This window comes from Pseudomonas sp. GW531-T4 (assembly GCF_017349615.1).
Lineage (GTDB): Bacteria > Pseudomonadota > Gammaproteobacteria > Pseudomonadales > Pseudomonadaceae > Aquipseudomonas > Aquipseudomonas chlororaphis_I.
The window spans coordinates 140,792-160,636 of sequence record NZ_JACMZT010000006.1; the positions used below are offsets into that span (position 1 = coordinate 140,792).

17 protein-coding genes and 1 pseudogene are annotated in these 19,845 nt (G+C 66.0%); 6 read left to right on the forward strand and 12 right to left on the reverse strand.

Annotation, left to right across the window (positions count from 1 at the left end; all coding sequences use genetic code 11):
• The first annotated feature begins 81 nt into the window (after positions 1 to 81).
• The 3 genes and pseudogenes from J4D28_RS06960 to J4D28_RS06970 all read left to right on the forward strand — a co-directional run bounded on the left by J4D28_RS06960 (position 82) and on the right by J4D28_RS06970 (position 5,464).
• The gene (locus J4D28_RS06960; protein ID WP_103331327.1) at positions 82 to 2,193 is read left to right on the forward strand and encodes a PAS domain-containing sensor histidine kinase; all 2,112 of its coding nucleotides are present in this window, start codon (positions 82 to 84) and stop codon (positions 2,191 to 2,193) included.
• Between the two features lie 175 nt (positions 2,194 to 2,368).
• A pseudogene (locus tag J4D28_RS06965) lies at positions 2,369 to 5,030 on the forward strand (excinuclease ABC subunit A).
• Positions 5,031 to 5,230: 200 nt separating this feature from the next.
• The gene (locus J4D28_RS06970; RefSeq protein ID WP_007932361.1) at positions 5,231 to 5,464 is read left to right on the forward strand and encodes a DUF465 domain-containing protein; all 234 of its coding nucleotides are present in this window, start codon (positions 5,231 to 5,233) and stop codon (positions 5,462 to 5,464) included.
• A 479-nt stretch (positions 5,465 to 5,943) separates the two neighbouring features.
• Here J4D28_RS06970 and J4D28_RS06975 read toward each other — a convergent pair whose 3' ends face one another.
• Positions 5,944 to 7,053, reverse strand: a complete 1,110-nt coding sequence (locus tag J4D28_RS06975; RefSeq protein WP_103331307.1) for an SMP-30/gluconolactonase/LRE family protein — start codon at positions 7,051 to 7,053, stop codon at positions 5,944 to 5,946.
• Positions 7,054 to 7,078: 25 nt separating this feature from the next.
• Entirely contained in the window at positions 7,079 to 8,248 is a 1,170-nt protein-coding gene (locus tag J4D28_RS06980) for an SRPBCC family protein (RefSeq protein WP_103331308.1), read from the reverse strand.
• A gap of 94 nt (positions 8,249 to 8,342) precedes the next feature.
• Here J4D28_RS06980 and J4D28_RS06985 point away from each other — a divergent pair, with 94 nt between their 5' ends.
• Together J4D28_RS06985 and J4D28_RS06990 are read left to right on the forward strand one after the other, a co-directional pair.
• Positions 8,343 to 9,281, forward strand: coding sequence for a LysR family transcriptional regulator (locus J4D28_RS06985; RefSeq protein ID WP_016705373.1), 939 nt, complete (start codon positions 8,343 to 8,345; stop codon positions 9,279 to 9,281).
• A gap of 124 nt (positions 9,282 to 9,405) precedes the next feature.
• On the forward strand, positions 9,406 to 10,032 hold the full coding sequence (locus tag J4D28_RS06990; RefSeq protein ID WP_028682857.1) for a thiol:disulfide interchange protein DsbA/DsbL: 627 nt from the start codon (positions 9,406 to 9,408) through the stop codon (positions 10,030 to 10,032).
• A 107-nt stretch (positions 10,033 to 10,139) separates the two neighbouring features.
• On the opposite strand, the gene J4D28_RS06995 is transcribed toward J4D28_RS06990, so the two are convergent.
• The 8 genes from J4D28_RS06995 to J4D28_RS07030 form a co-directional block, all read right to left on the reverse strand.
• Positions 10,140 to 11,552 carry an amidase gene (locus J4D28_RS06995; RefSeq protein WP_103331309.1) on the reverse strand — a complete coding sequence of 471 codons (1,413 nt, stop codon included), beginning with the start codon at positions 11,550 to 11,552 and terminating at the stop codon, positions 10,140 to 10,142.
• Positions 11,549 to 12,832: a Zn-dependent hydrolase gene (locus J4D28_RS07000; protein WP_103331310.1), complete on the reverse strand. Its 1,284-nt coding sequence runs from the start codon at positions 12,830 to 12,832 to the stop codon at positions 11,549 to 11,551. Before J4D28_RS07000 ends, J4D28_RS06995 begins: the two co-directional genes overlap by 4 nt.
• Positions 12,833 to 12,845: 13 nt before the next feature.
• Entirely contained in the window at positions 12,846 to 13,541 is a 696-nt protein-coding gene (locus J4D28_RS07005; RefSeq protein WP_009049691.1) for an ABC transporter ATP-binding protein, read from the reverse strand.
• Entirely contained in the window at positions 13,541 to 14,302 is a 762-nt protein-coding gene (locus tag J4D28_RS07010; protein ID WP_009049690.1) for an ABC transporter ATP-binding protein, read from the reverse strand. Before J4D28_RS07010 ends, J4D28_RS07005 begins: the two co-directional genes overlap by 1 nt.
• Positions 14,299 to 15,309, reverse strand: a complete 1,011-nt coding sequence (locus tag J4D28_RS07015; RefSeq protein WP_038577984.1) for a branched-chain amino acid ABC transporter permease — start codon at positions 15,307 to 15,309, stop codon at positions 14,299 to 14,301. Before J4D28_RS07015 ends, J4D28_RS07010 begins: the two co-directional genes overlap by 4 nt.
• Before the next feature lie 2 nt (positions 15,310 to 15,311).
• On the reverse strand, positions 15,312 to 16,172 hold the full coding sequence (locus J4D28_RS07020; RefSeq protein ID WP_009044477.1) for a branched-chain amino acid ABC transporter permease: 861 nt from the start codon (positions 16,170 to 16,172) through the stop codon (positions 15,312 to 15,314).
• Positions 16,173 to 16,256: 84 nt separating this feature from the next.
• Complete coding sequence (locus J4D28_RS07025; RefSeq protein WP_038633524.1) at positions 16,257 to 17,459, reverse strand: ABC transporter substrate-binding protein; 1,203 nt, start codon at positions 17,457 to 17,459, stop codon at positions 16,257 to 16,259.
• Between the two features lie 112 nt (positions 17,460 to 17,571).
• Complete coding sequence (locus tag J4D28_RS07030) at positions 17,572 to 18,342, reverse strand: FadR/GntR family transcriptional regulator (RefSeq protein ID WP_009049687.1); 771 nt, start codon at positions 18,340 to 18,342, stop codon at positions 17,572 to 17,574.
• 216 nt (positions 18,343 to 18,558) lie between these two features.
• On the opposite strand from J4D28_RS07030, the gene J4D28_RS07035 reads away from it, so the two are divergent.
• Positions 18,559 to 18,963, forward strand: a complete 405-nt coding sequence (locus J4D28_RS07035) for a DUF488 domain-containing protein (protein ID WP_053269410.1) — start codon at positions 18,559 to 18,561, stop codon at positions 18,961 to 18,963.
• Between the two features lie 12 nt (positions 18,964 to 18,975).
• Here the strand turns inward: J4D28_RS07035 and J4D28_RS07040 are convergent, their stop codons facing one another.
• Positions 18,976 to 19,437 (reverse strand): hypothetical protein, encoded by a 462-nt coding sequence (locus J4D28_RS07040; protein WP_009049685.1) that lies wholly within the window; start codon positions 19,435 to 19,437, stop codon positions 18,976 to 18,978.
• Positions 19,438 to 19,543: 106 nt separating this feature from the next.
• Positions 19,544 to 19,822: a hypothetical protein gene (locus tag J4D28_RS07045; protein WP_253280012.1), complete on the reverse strand. Its 279-nt coding sequence runs from the start codon at positions 19,820 to 19,822 to the stop codon at positions 19,544 to 19,546.
• Positions 19,823 to 19,845 lie beyond the last annotated feature (23 nt).

Genomic DNA, 19,845 nt, shown 5'->3' on the forward strand with positions numbered 1-19,845 from the left:
ACGGTGCTCAAAGGCTCTGGAGGCTGCCGCGTCGCAACCTCTTGAAAACCCATGCTTGTCATGTTTTTCGTAGAGTTCGTCATGCCGTTCTTATCAGATCCTCATGGTTGCCAGGGCTGGAAAGGCGAGATGGCCGCACGCATCCAGGCGTTCGACTGGTCTGTCACCGAGCTGGGGGCGCTGGACCGCTGGTCATCGAGCCTGTGCAGCGCGGTGCAGCTGTTGCTGGCCTCGCCGGTGCCGCTGGTCATGCTCTGGGGCCGTTCGGGCTACATGATCTACAACGATGCCTACGCCGAATTCGCCGGTGGCCGGCATCCGTACCTGCTCGGCTGCCAGGTGGAGCAGGGCTGGCCGGAGGTGGCGGATTTCAACCGCCATGTGCTGGACACCTGCCTGGCGGGCGGGACCCTGTCGTACCGCAACAAGGAGCTGGTGCTGCTGCGCAACGGCCAGCCGGAACATGTCTGGATGGACCTCTACTACAGTCCGGTGGCCGGTGACGACCAGGCGCCGGCCGGGGTCATGGCGATCGTGGTCGAGACCACCGCCCACGTTCTGTCCGAGCAACGCCGCCAGGAAGTCGAGAGCGCCTACCGCGCGGAAAACGAGCGGGTGCAACTGGCGCTCAATGCCGGGGCGCTGCTGGGTTCCTTTGTCTGGGACATCAAGGCCGACCGGCTGTCGGGCGACGAGCGTTTTGCCCGGACCTTTTCCTACCCGCTGGAGCAGCCGCTGGACGACCTGTCGATGGCGGTCGCCGACAGCCGGGTGCACCCCGAGGACCTGGCGCGGATCAAGGAACAGCTGGCCTACAGCGTGCAAAAGGGCGTGCCCTACAACGCCGAATACCGCATCCGCCGGGCGGACGGCAGTTACCTGTGGGTCATGGGCTGCGGCCGTTGCGAGTTCGACGCCGCGGGACAGGCCCTGCGTTTCCCCGGCGTGCTGATCGATATCCACGAACGCAAGATGGCCGAAGAGTCGCTGCTGCAACTGACGCGCAATCTCGAGCAGCGGGTGGCCGAGGAGGTCAACGCGCGGGTCTCGGCCGAGGAGCAGCTGCGCCAGTCGCAGAAGCTCGAGGCCATTGGCGGCATGACCGGTGGCGTGGCCCACGACTTCAACAACCTGCTGCAAGTGATCGCCGGCAACCTGCACCTGCTGGCGCGCCATGAGCCGGACAATGCCAATGTGCAGCGCCGGGTCGGCGCGGCCATTACCGCGGTCGAGCGCGGCGCCAAGCTGTCCGCACAACTGCTCGCGTTCGCCCGGCGCCAGCCGCTGTCGCCCGAGGTCTACAATCCGTGCCGGATCCCCGACAGCCTGGGCGAGCTGCTGCAACGGGCCCTCGGCGAGACCATCGATATCGATGTGCAGTTGCCTGCGAACCCCTGGTGCATCAAGGTCGATCGCGGCCAGCTGGAAAACGCCTTGCTCAACCTGGCGATCAACGCCCGCGATGCCATGAAGGGCGAGGGCACCATCGGCATCCGTGGCGAAAATGTGGTGCTCGACGGCGATTTCTGTGCCGGCAAGGGCATCACCGCCGGCGACTACCTGTGCCTGTCGGTGGCCGATACTGGCGATGGCATGCCGCCCGAGGTGCTCAAGCAGGCGTTCGAGCCGTTCTTCACCACCAAGCGCGATGGCCTGGGCACCGGCCTGGGGCTGAGCATGGTGTTCGGTTTCGTCAAGCAGAGCGGCGGCCATATCGAGATGCTCAGCACGCCGGGGCAGGGCACCACGGTGCGCATGTATTTTGTCCGCAGTACCGAGCAGGAACCGGGCGCGGCGCCCCGGCGTGGGCAGCGACCTTGCCATGGCCAGGAAACCATCCTGGTGGTGGAGGACAACGAGGACGTCCGCGCGGCGGCGGTCGAGCTGCTGGAGCACGCTGGCTACAAGGTGCTGGTGGCGGCCAATGGCGATGCGGCCATGCAACTGTTGCTGAATGGCGCCCATGTCGAGCTTATCTTCACCGACGTGGTGATGCCGGGCCTGATCAAAAGCACCGACCTGGCGCTCTGGGCCAAGACCCAGTCGCCGGCCGTGGCGGTGCTGTTCACCTCGGGGCATACCCGCGACATCATTTCCTGCAATCACCAGCTCAGCCCGGACACCCACCTGCTGAGCAAGCCCTACAGCCCGGACGCCCTGACCGCCATGGTCAGGTCGGTGCTGGAGGCGTGAGACTGTAAGCCTCTCAAGCAAAAAGTCCGCTGAACCTTCGAGATCCACGGTTGCTCAAAACCCCGAGCCCATGCACCCTGCAACTCGGTCGGGTGGCTGCCTGTCGCCGGTGCTGGCGCCGAGGGGCTCTCTGACTAGAAATCTCGTCCCGACACCTCCGATACAAGGCTGGCCCATGACTTCAGCGCGCAACATGCCTTCGCCCCAGGTTTTGTCTTCCTTGCCAGCGCACAGCTCGGGTTTTGTCAGGGTGCGCGGCGCCCGCGAACACAACCTGCGCAACGTCGACGTGGATATTCCCCGCGATGCGCTGGTGGTGTTCACCGGGGTTTCCGGCTCCGGCAAATCGTCCCTGGCGTTCTCGACCCTGTACGCCGAGGCCCAGCGCCGCTATTTCGAATCGGTGGCGCCTTACGCCCGGCGCCTGATCGATCAGGTCGGGGTGCCGGATGTCGATGCCATCGAAGGCCTGCCGCCGGCGGTGGCCCTGCAACAGCAACGCGGCACGCCGAGCACCCGCTCTTCGGTGGGCAGCGTCACCACCTTGTCCAGCCTGATCCGCATGCTCTATTCCCGGGCCGGCAGCTACCCGCCGGGGCAGCCGATGCTCTACGCCGAAGACTTCTCGCCCAACACCCCGCAGGGCGCCTGCCCCAACTGCCATGGCCTGGGCCGGGTCTACGAGGTCAGCGAGGCGTCGATGGTGCCGGACCCTTCGCTGACCATCCGCCAGCGCGCGGTGGCCTCCTGGCCGCTGGCCTGGCAGGGGCAGAACCAGCGCGACATCCTCGTGACCCTGGGCTACGACGTCGATATCCCCTGGCGCGACCTGCCTAAAGAGCAGCGCGACTGGATCCTGTTCACCGAAGAAACCCCGACTGTGCCGGTGTACGCCGGGCTGACCCCGGAGCAGACCCGCGAGGCCCTCAAGCGCAAGCAGGAGCCGAGCTACATGGGCACCTTCAGCGGGGCCCGGCGCTATGTGCTGCACACCTTCACCCATTCGCAAAGCGCGCTGATGAAAAAGCGCGTGTCGCAGTTCATGCTCGGCAGCCCGTGCCCGCTGTGCGAGGGCAAGCGCCTGAAGCGCGAGGCGCTGTCGGTGACCTTCGCCGGCCTCGACATCGGCGAGCTGTCGCAGATGCCCCTGCTGCAACTGGCCGAGGTGCTCAAGCCGGTGGCCGCCCAGGCTTACCTGGAACAGGCCGAGGAGGCCGGCGAGGTCTGGAGCCACGAGCAGACCCAGGCCGCGCGTCAACAACGGATCGCCCAGGGCGCGCCGGGGCATGTTGGAGGACCGGATGTGCGGCACACGCCGAACCTGTCCCTGGAAAAACGCCTGGCTGCGCAACGCATCGCCCAGGACCTGCTGGAGCGAGTCAGCACCCTGACCGGCCTGGGCCTGGGTTACCTGGCCCTGGAGCGCAGTACGCCGACCCTGTCGTCCGGCGAGTTGCAGCGTCTGCGCCTGGCGACCCAGCTGGGTTCGCAGCTGTTCGGGGTGATCTATGTGCTCGACGAGCCTTCGGCGGGCCTGCACCCGGCGGACGCCGAGGCGCTGTTCGAGGCTTTGCAGCAGCTCAAGGCTTCGGGCAATTCGCTGTTCGTGGTCGAGCACGACCTGCAGACCATGCGCCGCGCCGACTGGCTGATCGACGTCGGCCCGGCGGCGGGCGAGCAGGGCGGCCAGGTGCTGTACAGCGGTCCGCCGGCGGGGCTGGCCCATGTCGCGGAGTCACAGACCCGCGCCTACCTGTTCGCCGAGCAGGCGCCGGCCCGCCGCACCGCGCGTGCGGCCCAGGGCTGGCTGCGCCTGGAGGGCATCAGCCGCAACAACCTGAAGGACCTGAGCGCCGAATTCCCCCTCGGCTGCTTCACCGCGGTGACCGGGGTGTCGGGCTCCGGCAAGTCGAGCCTGGTCAGCCAGGCCCTGCTGGAACTGGTGGGCGCGCACCTCGGGCGGCCCCAGGGCAACGAAGAGCCGGAAGAGCTGAACCTGGAAGACGACGCCCCGCAGGCCAGCAGCGGCGAAGTCACCGCCGGGCTGGAACGGATCAAGCGCCTGGTGCAGGTGGACCAGAAACCCATCGGCCGCACCCCGCGCTCGAACCTGGCGACCTACACCGGGCTGTTCGACCACGTGCGCAAGCTGTTCGCCGCCACCCCCGAGGCGCGGGCGCTGGGTTACGACGCCGGGCAGTTCTCCTTCAACGTCGCCAAGGGCCGCTGCCCGGCCTGCGAAGGCGAAGGTTTTGTCAGCGTCGAGTTGCTGTTCATGCCCAGCGTCTATGCGCCGTGCCCGACCTGCCACGGCGCGCGTTACAACCCGCAGACCCTGGCTATCCAGTGGCAAGGCCTGAACATCGCCCAGGTCCTGCAACTGACGGTACAGGAGGCGGTCGAGGTGTTCGCCGAGCAAGCGGGCATCCGCCGTTCCCTGGAGGTCTTGCGCGATATCGGCCTGGGTTATCTGCGCCTTGGCCAGCCGGCCACCGAGCTGTCCGGCGGCGAAGCGCAGCGGATCAAGCTGGCCACCGAACTGCAGCGCAACCCCCCGCGGTGCAACCCTGTATGTGCTGGACGAACCGACCACCGGCTTGCATCCGCGGGATGTCGATCGCCTGCTGGAGCAACTGGACAACCTGGTGCGGGCCGGTCACAGCGTGGTGGTGGTCGAGCACGAAATGCGCGTGGTGGCCCAGGCTGACTGGGTGATCGATATCGGCCCGGGCGCCGGCGACCAGGGCGGCAAAGTGGTGGTCAGCGGTACCCCGCAGCAGGTGGCCAGGCACCGCAAGAGCCGCACCGCGCCGTTTCTGGCCCAGGCGCTGGGATGAATCGCGGCACCCTCAGCGGGGCTTCGGTCATGGCGGATTGCGAGGCGGGCGGTGGGTCACGGGAAATGCCGCTGAAGGCGACGAACGGTCATTGCTGTGGTCCGATTGGCGGTCGACAGACAGCGGTGGTCGAGGTCATTCTGGTAACTGGCAAGCGCCTGTAAGTGCGCTTGCTACCGATCAACAAACGGAGGTGTTTCATGCCGGTGCCCCATGACCTGTACCAGGACCTGAGCTACAGCAAAGAAGACATTCAACAGCGTCGGGCCAGTGACCCGCACCTGAATGCCTTGTTCGATAAATACTCCAGCATTGATGATCAGGTGCTCAAAGCGGAGGCCGCGGCGGCCGCTGATGAGGAGTTGAAACGGCTCAAGGAAAAGCGGCTGCTGATCAAGGATGAGATCTCCGAGAAGCTGACTGCCCGCTTCTGACCCCGACCCTGTCCTGAGCGAGATGTCCCGAGGTTTCGGGCGTCTCGCCAGGTCCTAAGCAATCCAGAGCATTGGCTGCTCTTTCCGTGCCCATTCACTCCCCTGTATCGACCTTCACGCTTGGCGAGACGCGCCCAGGAGTGGGCGCGCCTGTTTCAGCGCCTGCCTGCCTCAAGGGCACTCGCAGGTGCTCGGGCCGAATACCGGGCCTGCGCAGGGATCCTCGGACGGTCCGAACACCGGGCATGCGGCCAGCGCCGACAGGGATGAAGTGAGCAGCAGGGAAGCCAGGAGGATTTTGATTTTCATGGGTGGGTCCACTCTCAATGTGATGGGCATCAATCGGATTCGATTGTTTGTCTTTCCTTGGTGGGCGCCTGTGACGACGCCGCGCGGGACAGCTTAGATCAGATTCGATTGGCGGCCAGGCCGGTGTCCGGGCTGCGGCTCAGGACCCGATCTGGTCGGGCCCAGGCCGTTCAAGGCACCTTCGACAGCGCGACGCTCAGCGGCAGGCGCGCCATGTGCGTGGCCTTGAGCGAGCCGAAGTACAGGGCGTCGCCGTATTCGCGCACCGTGGTGATGGGCGCGTAGTTGCCGGCGCTGGCGTCCTGCAGGTTGGCGATGACCTGGCCCTGGGTATCCAGGCCGAGGACGAAGCCGCGTTTTTCCACCGGTTTGGGCAGCAGGCTCATGGCGCGGACGATCATCTTGCGCACCCGCGGATAGGGCGCGGTGCCGTCGAGCAGGACGTTGCGCGGGGCGTAGAGCGCCACCCAGAAACGCCCCTGGCCGTTGAAACTGAGGTTGTCCGGCAGCCCCGGCAGGTTGTCGATGAACAGGTCGCGGGTGCCGGCCTTGGCACCGCTGAGCCAGTAGCGGCTGATCCGGTAGGCGCCGGTTTCGTTGACCAGCACATAGGCCTCCTGGGGCCCGAGGGCGATACCGTTGGCGAATTCCAGGCCATCCAGCAACTGTTCGGTCTGGCCGCTCTGGAAGTCATAACGCAGCAGGCGCCCGTCGCCGCCGTGCTCGATCACCGCCTCGCCATCCTGGCCGTAGCCCCAGCGGCTGGTGGCGTCGCTGAAGTAGGCATAACGCCCGGCGGCGTCCACCGCCACGTCGTCGGTAAAGCCGAAGGGCAGGCCGTTGGCGGAAGTAGTGAGGGTGCTCAACTGGCCCTTGGCATCCAGCGCCAGCAGGCCCTTGACCGCGTCGGCGATGATCAGCCGGCCGTCCGGATGGCGGGCCAGGCCCAGGGGGCGTCCGCCGGTATTGGCCAGTACTTGCAGGGTGCTGCCGTCCAGCGCGGTGCGGATTACCCGCCCGTCATGCAGGCCGCTGATCAGCGAGCCGTTCTCCAGCAGCAGGGCTTCCGGCCCGTCGATGTCCAGCGCGCCCACTGCCTGCAGGCCCTTGAGCTTCTGGTTCTCGGCGTACAGGCCGCTCTTCAGCGAAGGCGCCGGCGGCGGTGTCCAGGCCAGTGGCTGGACCTTGGTCGGCATCAGCAGCAGAAAGGCGCCGATGGCAATGATCACGACCAGCAGCAGATGGCGAATTTTGATCCGACGGGGTGCGACTGGCTTCATCGATGGCGGCTCCTGGGTGATGGGGTCAGGTCACACGCTGCGGTGCGACGCCGGCGCCCAGGGGAATTGCCCGTTGCGCCATTTCGCACAAGGCTAGCAGGGAGTCGGCGGACTCCCGTTCTATCCGCCTTCTGAATAACAGGCGATTGCCCAGGCGCATCAGCAGGCTATCGAAGCGGTATTCCAGGGTGCGGATAAACCGCGTGTGATGGGCATCCAGCGCCTGGCACTCGTAGGTCACCACCAGTTGTAGGCCATGATCGCCCTGGGCCGAGGCACTCCAGCGATGCCCCGGCAGGTACTCGTCGACCCGCCAGCTCAGGTGCCCGCTGCGCCCGCCGGCGTGGATGTCTTCCTCGAACCGCGCGCCGGCGGGCAGGGCCCCGGCCGGACCCTGGACCTTCAGCGAAGACGGGTGCCACTCCGGCCAGCGGTTGGAGGCGCTGGCGTAGTCGAGCAGGGCCACCGGGTTGCGCGGAATATCGATCTGATGCTGCATGCGGGTCATGGGCGAGGACCTTGTCGATAGAGAGGAGTTAGCGGGTTCCGGCTCCCAGTACAGGGTGCCGAACAGGTAATCCATCAGCGGCAGGACAATGTTGAAGTTGCGCTCCTGCATCAGCTCGCGGCGGTGATGCAACTCATGCAGGCGGCGCATCTGGCGGATCCACGGCAGCCGCGCCAGCGGATGCCCGGCCGGCAGGTGTTCGCAGGCATGGAACACTTCGTAGGCCAGGTAGCCGATCAGGGTGCAGCTGGCGAACAGCGCCGCGACATTGGCATTCCAGAATTTCAGCAGCCACCACAGCGGCAGGGCGAACAGCAGGCTGTGGACCACGATCAGCCAGGCCGGGAACAGGATCACCCGCCAGTCCCGCGGGCCGTCGTAGGTCATGTATCCGGGCACGAAGAAGCTGTGATGGTCGCCGCTGTGGCGGGCATAGAACATCCGCGCGAAGGCCTGCTTGTGGTGGCCCAGCCAGCGGTGCACGACATAGATGCACAGGTTGAAGAACAGCAGCGCCACCGGCACCGCCAGCCACTCCAGCGGCTGCACCTGGTGCAGGGTGCTCCACAGCAGGGCGATGCATGCCATGCCGTAGGCCAGCACGAAACCGCCGTGCAGCCACGGGTTGTAGCGCGGATGAACCGCGGCGCGGTAACGCTCGCGAAATGCCAGGGTGGTTTGCCTCAAGGTCGTTCTCCTGTGGGTTTTGTTGTTCTTATTGACAGAAGATTAGTCCTGCTCGAATTATCCAGCTAATGGATATTCGGAATGGGCATTATTCATGAAGCTGAACTTGCGGCACCTGGATCTCAACCTGCTCTTGGTGTTCGACGCGCTGATGCAGGAGCAGAACCTGTCCCGCGCGGCGGTGCGCCTGAACCTCAGCCAGCCGGCCGTGAGCAATGCCCTGGCGCGCCTGCGCAGCCAGCTCGACGAGCCGCTGTTCATCCGCACCGCCCGGGGCATGCAGCCGACGCCGCGGGCTCATGTGCTGCACGGCTCGGTGCGCCAGGCCCTGCGCCTGTTGCAGGAAGGCCTGGACCCGAGCAGCGAGTTCGACCCGGCGGCGTCCGACCAGACCTTTAGCTTGTCGATGAACGACTACGCCCAGGCGCGCCTGTTGCCGGCGCTGTCACGCCGCTTGCAAAGCGCTGCGCCCAAGGTCCGCCTGGCGGTGCGCAGCGACGCCGCCGACTCCCTGCCAGCCTGGCTGACCACCGGGATGCTCGACCTGGCGGTGGACTACCTGTACTTCGACGATCCCGACCTCTGCTACCAGCCGCTGCTGGAAGAACAGCTGGTGGTGATCGGCCGTATCGACCACCCGGCCTTCGAGCCGCAACTGAGCCTCAAGGCCTATGAGCAGAGCCAGCACGTGGCGATTCCGGACCGGGGCGGGCGCGGCTCACCGCTGGAGATCGTCCTCGGTTCGGCCAAGGTCCAGCGCCATGTGCAGCTGTTCGTCCCGCATTACCTGAGCATCCCGTTGATCGTCGCCCAGTCGGACTTGCTGGGTACGGTGCCGCGGCGCCTGGCGGAGCACTTCTGCGCGCTGATGCCGATCCGCATCGCCGAGCTGCCGCTGGTGGCGCCGCCGGTGCAGGTCAGCCTGATCTGGCATCGCCAGCAGGAGCGGGTTCCGGGGCATCGCTGGCTGCGCGAGGAGATCATCGCGCTGGCCGCCCGGTTCGCGGGGCAGCCGGAGCTGTCCGGGCATTGATGACAAAAAACCAACAAAAGATTAAGACGGGTCTGATTGGCATCGCGGATGTCGTCTGTATCCTTTGGGGCCCGCTCGATGAGCAGCCGTGCTGACTCAGAGGCGCCAACCCATTGGAGATTGCATGCGTCACTCGATTCTGAACATTGCCCTGGCAGCCAGCTGCCTCTTTGGCTTGGCCGGGCAGACCGCCATGGCAGCGGTGGATGCCAGCCAGTACGTGGAACTCAAGGATGCCGTGCCGCAGGTCGTGCCCGGCAAGATCGAAGTGGTGGAACTGTTTTCCTACGGCTGCGGCCACTGCTACAACCTCGAAGCCTCGATCAACCCCTGGGCGGCCCAGCTTCCCGAGGACGTGAACTTCGTCAAGCTGCCGGCCATGTTCGGCGGGATCTGGGATGTCTACGGCCAGCTGTACCTGACCCTGGCGACCATGGACGCCAAGCCCGAAGTGCATCATGCGGTGTTCGAGGCGATCCACCGCGGCAACCGCCTGAAGACCCCCGAGGCCATGGCCGAACTGCTCAAAGGGCAGGGCATCGAGCCTGCTAAGTTCCTCGCCACCTACAACTCCTTCGCCGTGCAGGCCAAGGTGATGGACGCGAAAAAACGCACCGCGGCCTACCAGGCCACCGGCGTACCCTCGCTGGTGGTGGACGGCAAGTACCGCTTTGGCATGACCAGCGACGGCGCCAAGGGCCTGTTCGCGGTGGCGGACCAGTTGATCGCCCAGGTGCGGGCGGCGAAGTAAGCCCTTGATCCCCTGGCCGTTGCCGAGCCTTCAAGCTTCGGCGGCGGCTCCAGGGCAGCGAGTGGTAGCCAAAAGGGCATCGATAGCGATGCCCCCCATAAGCATTGTCAGTCCTTGATCAGCGGCGCCTGCGGGTGCGGGCTCGGGAACGCCTGCTCATAAGCCCGGCACAGGCGCAGCACCTGATCATCGGCAAACCGTGCGCCCACCACATGCAGGCCTACCGGCAAGCCGTCCTCGGCGAAGCCACATGGCACCGACGCGGCCGGTTGCTGGGTCAGGTTGAAGGGGTAGCTGAAGGGCGTCCACTCCATCCATTCGCCCAGGCCGGAACCCGGTGGCACGTTGTGCCCGGCGGCGAAGGCGGTGAGCGGCAGCATGGGCGAGACCAGCAGGTCGTAGCGACTGTGGAACTCGGCCATGTGCGCCACCAGCGCCGCACGGGCTTCCAGGGCCAGGGTGTACTGGTGGAGGCTGATGTCTTGGCCCTGCCGGGCAATGCGCAGCAGGCCCGGGTCGAGCTGCTGGCGTTGCTCCTGGCTCAGTTGCCCGGCCAAGCGCGCGGCGCCGGCGAACCACAGGGTATTGAACAGTTCCAGCGGGTCGCTGAACCCGGGGTCGACCTGCTCGACATGGGCACCCAGTTGCGCCAGGCGTTCCACCGCCCGGGCCACCACCCGCGCCACCTGTGGCTGCACCTTCACGTAACCGAAGTCAGGGCTGTAGGCGATGCTCAGGCCTTTTAGGTCAGTGCTCTCCGGCAGCCAGGGCGTGCTGCGCGGGGCGCCGACCAGGCCGTCGCGGGCATCCGGCCGGGCGACGGTTTGCAGCATCAATACCGCATCGTCGACGGTGCGGGTCATCGGTCCCAGGTGCGAGAGAAGGGTCATGGCGCTGGCCGGCCACTGCGGCACGTAGCCGAAGGTCGGCTTGATCCCGAAGGTGCCGGTGAAGGCGCAGGGAATGCGGATCGAACCACCGGCATCGCTGCCCTGGTGCAGCACGCCGAGGTTCAGCGACGCCGCGGCGGCCGCGCCACCGGAGGAACCGCCGGCGGTGGTGCGGGTGTCCCAGGGGTTGCGGGTGATGCCGTACAGCGGGTTGTCGGTCACGCCTTTCCAGCCGAACTCCGGGGTGGTGGTCTTGCCCAGCAGCACCGCGCCGGCGTTGCGCATAAAGGCCGGGAAGGGCGCATCGACATCCCAGGGGCCGCTGGCGGAGGTGGTTTTCGAGCCCTTGCGCGTGGGCATGCCACGGGTCAGGGTCAGGTCCTTGATCGAGGCCGGCACGCCGTCCAGCGCGCCGCAGGGCCGGCCCTTGAGCCAGCGCTGCTCGGAGGCCTTTGCCGCGTCCAGCGCGCCTTGCGGGTCGACATGGCAATAGGCGTTGACCTGCGGATTGAAGCGCTCGATGCGCGCCAGGGCATCCTCGGTCACTTCCACCGGCGACAGGCGCTTGTCGCGGTAATGGGCGAGCAGTTCGACGCCGCTCATCTCGGCGATTTCGCTATGTCGGGTCATGCCGCTGCTCCTGTTTGTTGCGCCGCGTTGACCATGGCCCGCAGCAAGACCGCGCAACCGTCGGCCAGGTCCTGGGGCGCGGCGTTTTCGATTTCGTTGTGGCTGATGCCGCCTTCGCAGGGCACGAAGATCATTCCCGCCGGGCCCAGCTCGGCGACGAAGATCGCGTCATGCCCGGCGCCGCTGACGATGTCCATATGGCTCAGGCCCAGCTGTTCGGCGCCCTGGCGCACCGCGGCGACGCAGGCGGGGTCGAAGTCCAGCGGCGGGAAGTCGGCGGTGGCGGTCAGCTCGAAGCCCAGGCCGTGCTGCTGGCAGGTGTCTTCGATCACCTGGCGCACCTCGTCGACCATGGCTTGCAGCTTATCGGCATGCAGGTGGCGCAGGTCGAGGGTCATCTGCACCTGGCCGGGAATCACGTTGCGCGAGCCCGGGTGCAGGCTCAGGCAGCCGACGGTGCCGCAGGCGTGGGGCTGTTGTTCATGGGCGATGCGGTTGACCGCGCTGATCACCTGGGCGGCGCCCACCAGGGCATCCTTGCGCAGGTGCATCGGTGTCGGCCCGGCATGGGCCTCGACCCCGGTCAGGGTCAGGTCGAACCACTTCTGGCCGAGGCAGCCCATGACCACGCCAATGGTGGTCTGGCGGTCCTCCAGCACCGGGCCCTGTTCGATGTGCGCCTCGAAATAGGCGCCCACCGGATGGCCGAGCACCGCCCGCGAGCCGGCATAACCGATGCGCTGCAACTCGCTGCCCACCGACAGCCCCTGTTCATCCTGCTTGCGCAGGGTGTCGCCGAGGTCGAACTTACCGGCGAACACCCCCGAGCCCATCATGCACGGCGGGAAGCGTGAACCTTCTTCGTTGGTCCAGACCACCACCTCGATCGGCGCCTCGGTCTGCAGGCCGAGGTCGTTGAGGGTGCGGATCACCTCCAGGCCGGCCATCACCCCGTAGCAGCCGTCGAACTTGCCGCCGGTGGGCTGGGTGTCGATATGGCTGCCGGTCATCACCGGCGGCAGTTGCGGGTTACGCCCGGCGCGGCGGGCGAAGATATTGCCGATGCCGTCGATGCTGACGCTGCAGCCGGCCTCTTCGCACCAGCGCACGAACAGGTCGCGGGCCTGGCGGTCGAGGTCGGTCAGGGCCAGGCGGCATACGCCGCCCTTGGCGGTGGCGCCCAGTTGAGCGAGGTCCATCAGCGATTGCCAGAGGCGTTCGCGGTTGACCAGCGGGGCGCTGTCTTGCAACAGGGGTACGGACACAATCGGACTGTTCATTTCAGCTCTCCCCTCAGGCGCTCAGGGCCAGGTAGCGGTTCTTGATGCTCGGGTCGGCGCGGAAGTCAGCGGCGCTGCCTTGGTAGACCACGCGACCTTGTTCGAGGACGTAGTGGCGGTCGGCGAGCTTGTCGCAGACCATCAGGTTCTGTTCCACCAGCAGCACCGGCAGGCCGTCGTCCTTGATCTTGCGCAGGATTTTCACCAGCTCGTCGACGATCACCGGGGCCAGGCCTTCGGTGGGTTCGTCGAGGATCAGCAGCCTGGGATCGTTGAGCAGGGCGCGGGCGATGGCGAGCATCTGCTGCTCGCCGCCGGACAGCGCATGGCCGGCGTTTTTGCGCCGCTCCTTGAGGCGCGGGAACATGCCGTAGACATCCTCCAGCTGCCAGCGGCTGCTCTTGCGCTGGGCGATGCGCAGGTTCTCCTCGACGCTGAGCAAGCGGAAGATGCCGCGGTGTTCCGGCACCAGCGCCAGGCCCTGGCGGGCGATCTCGAAGATCTTCTTGCCCACCAGCTCCTGGCCGTTGAAGCGGATCTGTCCCTGGCGCGGGCAGATGATCCCGAGGATGCTGCGCAGGGTGGTGGTCTTGCCCGCGCCGTTGCGTCCCAGCAGGGTCACCAGTTCGCCGGCGTTGACCTGCAGCGAGACGCCTTCGAGGACGTGGCTCTTGTCGTAGTAGGAATGGATATTCTCGACGGTCAGCATCAGGCGGCTTCTCCCAGGTAGGCGCTGCGCACGCGCTCGTCGGCGCGGACGAATTCTGGCGTGCCTTCGACCAGGATCTGGCCGTGGCTCATGACGGTGATGCGTTGGCTGATGGACATGACGATGCTCATGTTGTGCTCGATCAGCAGCACCGTGTGGTCGCGGCCGAGGTCGCTGATCAGCTGGGTCATGATCGGGATGTCGTCGATGCCCATGCCGGAGGTCGGCTCGTCGAGCATCAGCAGTTTCGGCCTGGAGCAGATCGACATGCCGACTTCCAGCACCCGCTGCTGGCCGTGGGACAGCTCGCCGGCGAGGGTGTCGGCGCGTGCCGTCAGTTGCAGGCGTTCGAGCACCTGGTCGGCCATCTCCAGGTGTTCGCGGCGGCTGTCGAGGTGGCGCCAGAAGTTCAGCGCCGCCAGGCCATCGCGACCCTGGGCGGCCAGGCGCAGGTTTTCCCGCACGCTGAGGTTCTGGAACAGGCTGGTCAACTGGAACGAACGGGCCATGCCCAGGCCGACCCGGCCGTGGGCCGGCTTCTTGATGATGTTCTTGCCGTTGAACAGGATCGCCCCGGCGGTGGCCTGGCGTTCGCCGGTCAGGCAATGGAACAGGCTGGTCTTGCCAGCGCCGTTGGGGCCGATGATGGTGTGGATGGTGCCGGCCTCGACCTTCAGGTTGACGCCGTTGACCGCGTGGAAGGCGCCGTAGGCCAGCTCCAGGTCCTGGGTTTGCAGCAGGTACTGCGCGGGGCTGTTCATGACAGTTTCTCCTCGGTCGGCAGGACCGCCTTGCGTGACTTCAGGATGCGTTCGAACAGGCTCGACAAGCCGCCCCACAAACCACCACGCATGAAGATCACCACCAGGATCAGGATGATTCCCAGCAGCATCAGCCAGCGTGGCCAGAGTTCGGAGAGGAACTCGCCGAGCAGCACGATGGAACCGGCGCCCAGCAGGGAGCCGAACAGCGAGCCGGTGCCGCCGACTATGGTCATGATCAGGATGTTTTCCGACATCGCCAGGTCGATGCTCGACAGCGGCACGAAATGCAGGAGCATGGCGTACAGCGCCCCGGCGATCCCGGTGACCGCGCCGGACAGCATGAACACCAGGATCTTGAAGTGCCGGGTGTCGTAGCCGATGGCGGCGGCGCGGGTTTCGTTCTCGCGGATCGCCATCAGCGTGCTGCCGAACGGCGAGGCGATCACCCGCCGGGCGCCGATGAAGATCAGCAGGAACAGCACCGCGACAAAGGCGTAGAAGTAGCGCGCGTCGCTCAGCGACAGCAGCACCGTGTCGCCGATGCGGATCTCCGGGCGCGGCACGCTGAGCAGGCCGTTGTCGCCGCCGGTCCAGTCGCTCAGGGTGTAGGCGATGAAGTAGGCCATCTGGCTGAAGGCCAGCGTCAGCATCACGAAGTAGATGCCGGTGCGCCGGATCGCCAGGGCGCCCACCAGCAACGCCAGCAGCGCGCCCACCAGGGCCGCGCCGAACAGGGCGCTGAACAGCCCCAGTTGCAGGTGGATCATCAGCAGCGCGGCGCAGTAGGCCCCGGCGCCGAAGAAGATGCCCTGGCCGAACGACAGCAGGCCGGTGTAGCCCAGCAGCAGGTTACAGGCCAGCGCCGCGAGGGCGAAGATCAGGATCTCGCTGGCCAGGGTCGCCGATGGCAACACCAGCGGCAGGCCGATCAGTACCGCGACCACTAGCCACGGCAGGGCGCGCGACTGGGTCTTGGCGAACGGCAGGGGATTTTTCTCGCTCATGTTCATGCTCTCCCGAACAGGCCGTAGGGACGGACCAGAATCACCGCCGCCATGGCGCCGTAGATCATCAGGCTGGCGCCTTGCGGCCAGAGGGTGGTCATCAGGCTCTGCACCACCCCCACCAGCAGGCCGCCTACCAGGGCGCCGCTGAACGAACCCATGCCGCCGATCACCACCACCACGAAGGCGACCCCGAGGATTTCCGGGCCGACAAAGGGCTGGGCGCCACGCAACGGGGCGAACAGCACCCCGGCGATCCCGGCCAGGGCCACGCCGAGGGCGAAGGTCATGGAGAACAGGCGGAAGATGTTGGTGCCCAGCAGCGACACGGTCTCGGTGCTTTCGCTGCCGGCGCGCACCAGGGCGCCGAAGCGCGTGCGCTCCAGCAGCAGCCACAGCGCCAGCCCCACCAGTGCCGAGAAGACAATGAGGAACAGGCGGTAGTAGGGGTAGACGAAGTCGCCGACGATCAGTACGCCGCGCAGCAGTTCCGGCACCGCGACGCTTTTGCCGACGGGGCCCCAGATCAGCACGCTGGCTTCCTGGATGATCAGCGCGATGCCCAGGGTCACCAGGATCTGGAAAGTGTGGGGCAGGTGGTAGATGCGCTGGATCAGCAATCGCTCGATGGCCCAGGCCAGGGCCGCGACCACCAGCGGCGCGACCAGCAGCGCCAGCCAGAAGCTGCCGGTGAGGCTGACGGCGGTGTAGCAGATGTAGGCCCCGAGCAGGAAGAACGCGCCGTGGGCGAAATTGACGAAGTTCAGCAGGCCGAAAATGATCGTCAGGCCCACCGCGATCAGGAAGTAGATCATCCCCAGGCCGAGGCCGTTGAGGATCTGGAACAGGTAAAGATTGAGCATGCGGGTACCCTCGACAGGGGGCCGGCGACTGTCGTCGTCGGGCGGCCCGCTGCCTCTAGCCAGCGATGAAAAGGTCGGTCGGGGTCAGGCCAGGTTGCAGCCGGTGGCGCCGGCATCCGGGAACGAGCGCCCGGAACTGAGCACTTCGGCCAGGTCGTCCTTGTCGCGCATGCTGGCCGTGGCCTTGCCCTGCAGCAGGTAGTAATCCTTGATTACCTGGTGGTCGCCGGCGCGGATGCTTTCCTCGCCGGTCGGCCCCTGGTACGTCAGGCCTTGCAGGGCCTTGGCCACGGTCGCGCCGTCGAAACTGCCGGTGGCGACTATGGTGTCGAGCATGATCTTGGTGCCGATGTAGTCGGCGGCCAGCGGGTAGGTAGGGTTGATGCCGTACTTGGCCTGGGTCAGCTTGACCAGCTCGCGGTTGAGCGGGGTGTCGACCTGGTGCCAGTACTGCGCGCCGAGGTAGACGCCTTCGAGCACGTCGCTGCCCAGCTCCTGGAACTGGTCGAGCCCGGCGGACCACACCAGTAGCACTTTCATGCGTTCCTTGATGCCGAAGTTCACCGCCTGGCGCAGGGCGTTGGAGGACTGGCTGCCGAAGTTGAGCAGCACCAACACGTCGGGCTGGGCGGCGATGGCGTTGGTCAGGTAGCCGGAGAACTCCTGTTCCTGCAACGAGTGATAGCTGTTGCCGACGTGCTCGATGCCATGCTCGGCGCACACCTGTCTGGCGCCGGCCAGCAGCGCTTCGCCGAATACGTATTGCGGGGTGATGGTGTACCAGCGCTTGGCCTCGGGCAGGCGCTTGATCAGCGGCACCATGGTTTCGCGAATGGCGCCGTAGGTCGGCACCGACCAGCGAAAGGTCGAGGCATTGCAGTCCTTGCCGGTGACTTCGTCGGCGCCCACCGGGGTCATGAACACGCCGTTGACCTTGCTCACTTCCTTGGCCACCGCCAGCGCCGAAGACGACAGGGTGCAGCCCTGGAAGAATCGCGCGCCGTCCTGGGCAATCGCCTCCTGGACCTTGCGCACCGCCTTGCCGGCGTTGCCTTCGGTGTCGATCACCTTGTAGTTCAGCGGGCGGCCGAGCAGGGTCGGGTACTGTTCCACCGCCAGGCGCGAGCCCATGTCGGCGAACTTGCCGTAGCTGGCGAAGGCGCCGGACATCGACTTGAGCCCGTAGAAGGTAAAGGGTTCGGCGGCAAAGGCGTTGCGCACCCCCAGCGGAAGGCTGAGGGCTCCGGCAACGGTCAGACTGGCTTTCAACAACGTACGACGCTGCATGGGGTAACTCCCTGGTTTAGTTATTGGCAGGAGTGGCAATGGCAAAACGGCGCAGCAGCCTGTGTTCAGGCTTTGTTATTGGCGAAGCGGCGTGTGGCGGGTGTGGCGGTTATCAGTGGTGGTGATCGAACTCCAGCAGGAAGTGTTGGGTGACCTCGCCCTCGAGGGCGCTCATATGGTGTTCGGCGTCGCACATGTGTTCGTGCATCAGCTGGCGTACCGCGGCTTCGTCCTCGGCTTTGAAGGCCAGCAACAGGCGCTTGTGGTAATCGAGGTTGGCGGCGTCGAACTGCTTGCGCTTGGGCTTGTAGGCCTTCTTCAGCACCACCAGGTCGCGCAGCAGGTCGTTGAGGAACTGCGCCATGAAACTCAGCAGTGGGTTGGGGCAGGCGCGGCCCAGCAGGTTGTGGAATTCCAGCTCGGCGATGCGCTGTTCGCGCTGGCCGGCCTCGCTGTCTTCCGGGGCGCTGCAGAAGTCGATGTTGGCCTGCAGCGCCTCGAAGTCGTCGGCGCTGAGACGGCCGATCACCGACACCGCCAGTTCCACCTCGATGACCTTGCGCAGCTGGTACACCTGCTCGCCGTCCATCTGCTGGAAGTGCAGGTAATTGCGCAGGGCGCGGCTCGCCGGCTCGGTGCCGGCCTGGTTCAGGTAGGCGCCGCCGCTGGGGCCGGTGCGGGTGTTGACCAGCCCTTCGACCTCCAGCGCCTTGAGCGCTTCGCGGGCCGAACCCTTGGAGCACTGGAAGCTTTCCATCAACTCGCGCTCGGTCGGCAAGCGGTCGCCAGGGCGCAGGGCGTTGATCACGATGGAGCGTTTGACCGACTCGACAATCACGTCGGAAAGCTTCTGGCGTTTGCGGCGAACAGGTCGTTTGAGCATGTTTTCGATTTATCGTATTAATGCGGATAAATAGTACTTAATAGGGCTCGGCGCGGTGCGTCAATCATCCAGGGAACGAGGTGTCGTTTTCGATGCGAGAGGGTCGTAATCAGACCCCGGGGGAGTGGTGGCGAGGCACTGGTCTTCGTCCTGTGCCAGGCCTTGTCCAGCCACTAAGCTGATGGCAGGTCATGCAGTCATAGAGGGGAAGAACCCATGATTCTGTGCAAACGCGCCTACGAACCGGCGAGCCCCGACGACGGTTATCGGGTGCTGGTGGACCGGCTATGGCCGCGCAATTGTCGCAAGGAGCAGTTGCCGCTGGATGAGTGGTTGAAAGAGCTGGCGCCGTCCACCGGATTGCGTCGCGCCTTCAAGTCCGGCGAGCTGGATTTCGCCACCTTCCGCAGCCGTTACCGCCAGGAACTGACGGCCCGCCCCGAGCATTGGTGGGCGTTGCTGGAACGCGCGCAAAAGGGCCGCCTGACCCTGGTGTACTCGGCTCACGATGAAGTGCACAACAATGCCCGGGTGCTGGCCGAGTGGCTGGAGGACGAGCTGGACCGGCAGGGCGAGGGGAGTTCGCCGGTGTGTTACGCGCACCTGTCACCGCCTGAATGAAGGCGCTGCGCTTCAGGGTTGCCTCAACATCACATAAGCCTCGCCGCCGCGCCGGTCGTGCATCAGCAGGAAGGTCTGCTTATCGAGGGTGATTTTCGCCGGCAGGTGTTGCGCCACCGGGGTGCTGGAGAACTGCTCGGCCAGCTTGAGAAATTGCGCGGTCAGGGTCTTGTCCCGCTGCGACGGCGTGGTCACCGCGCATTGCTTGCCTTTCTGTACCTGGACCCCAAGGCTGTGGTCCGGCCTCAGTCCCATCCGCGCATAGCCGGCATCGTCCAGCCTGGCGATGCCATAGCCCTTGGCCGCGCTGTCGGCCCCGGCGAAGGAGGGCGCGGATTTCAGGCAGATGTCCCGGAAGGCCAGCACGCCTTCGGCGATGGCCGCTGGTTCCTTGTCGATGACTTCGGGCGGGCTGGCGCAGCCGGCCAACAGGGCCAGGGCCAGGCTCAGAGGGCTCAGGATCGTGCGGTTCATCGGACCTCCCAGGCATTCGCGGGGCATGGTTATAGCCTAGCCAAGCTTCTGCCTGCGGGAGGACCTGGGCGACGGGAGCCTTATAGGCGTCGCTGAAAGAAGCGGCTCAGTTGAACCCGACCGACCATCGGTTCACCGTTTCCGGTTCATGGCGCTGGCTCGGGTCGGTTTCGTAATTGCACTGAGGGCCGCTGCAGGTGTGTTCCAGGGTGATCGGTGCCTTGAACTCCAGGTGGAACTTGCTGGGTTCCGGATCCGCCGCCGGGGCGGCCGTTGCCTCTGTCAGGGCGGGCGCCGGGTAGCTCAGGTCCAGGCCTTCGGCCTGTGCCGGCAGGGCCAATACACAGAGCATAAGGCTCGCCAGGAGGGTGTTGTCGCTGGACATCATGGGTACCGCGTTTGCACAAA

Excerpts from the sequence above, each read along its gene's own strand:
- J4D28_RS06960 (WP_103331327.1), top strand. The coding sequence starts at position 82 with ATGCCGTTCTTATCAGATCCTCATGGTTGCCAGGGCTGGAAAGGCGAG.
- J4D28_RS06970 (WP_007932361.1), top strand. The coding sequence starts at position 5,231 with ATGCCGGTGCCCCATGACCTGTACCAGGACCTGAGCTACAGCAAAGAA.
- J4D28_RS06975 (WP_103331307.1), bottom strand. The coding sequence starts at position 7,053 with ATGAAGCCAGTCGCACCCCGTCGGATCAAAATTCGCCATCTGCTGCTG.
- J4D28_RS06985 (WP_016705373.1), top strand. The coding sequence starts at position 8,343 with ATGAAGCTGAACTTGCGGCACCTGGATCTCAACCTGCTCTTGGTGTTC.
- J4D28_RS06990 (WP_028682857.1), top strand. The coding sequence starts at position 9,406 with ATGCGTCACTCGATTCTGAACATTGCCCTGGCAGCCAGCTGCCTCTTT.
- J4D28_RS06995 (WP_103331309.1), bottom strand. The coding sequence starts at position 11,552 with ATGACCCGACATAGCGAAATCGCCGAGATGAGCGGCGTCGAACTGCTC.
- J4D28_RS07000 (WP_103331310.1), bottom strand. The coding sequence starts at position 12,832 with ATGAACAGTCCGATTGTGTCCGTACCCCTGTTGCAAGACAGCGCCCCG.
- J4D28_RS07005 (WP_009049691.1), bottom strand. The coding sequence starts at position 13,541 with ATGCTGACCGTCGAGAATATCCATTCCTACTACGACAAGAGCCACGTC.
- J4D28_RS07010 (WP_009049690.1), bottom strand. The coding sequence starts at position 14,302 with ATGAACAGCCCCGCGCAGTACCTGCTGCAAACCCAGGACCTGGAGCTG.
- J4D28_RS07015 (WP_038577984.1), bottom strand. The coding sequence starts at position 15,309 with ATGAGCGAGAAAAATCCCCTGCCGTTCGCCAAGACCCAGTCGCGCGCC.
- J4D28_RS07020 (WP_009044477.1), bottom strand. The coding sequence starts at position 16,172 with ATGCTCAATCTTTACCTGTTCCAGATCCTCAACGGCCTCGGCCTGGGG.
- J4D28_RS07025 (WP_038633524.1), bottom strand. The coding sequence starts at position 17,459 with ATGCAGCGTCGTACGTTGTTGAAAGCCAGTCTGACCGTTGCCGGAGCC.
- J4D28_RS07030 (WP_009049687.1), bottom strand. The coding sequence starts at position 18,342 with ATGCTCAAACGACCTGTTCGCCGCAAACGCCAGAAGCTTTCCGACGTG.
- J4D28_RS07035 (WP_053269410.1), top strand. The coding sequence starts at position 18,559 with ATGATTCTGTGCAAACGCGCCTACGAACCGGCGAGCCCCGACGACGGT.
- J4D28_RS07040 (WP_009049685.1), bottom strand. The coding sequence starts at position 19,437 with ATGAACCGCACGATCCTGAGCCCTCTGAGCCTGGCCCTGGCCCTGTTG.
- J4D28_RS07045 (WP_253280012.1), bottom strand. The coding sequence starts at position 19,822 with ATGTCCAGCGACAACACCCTCCTGGCGAGCCTTATGCTCTGTGTATTG.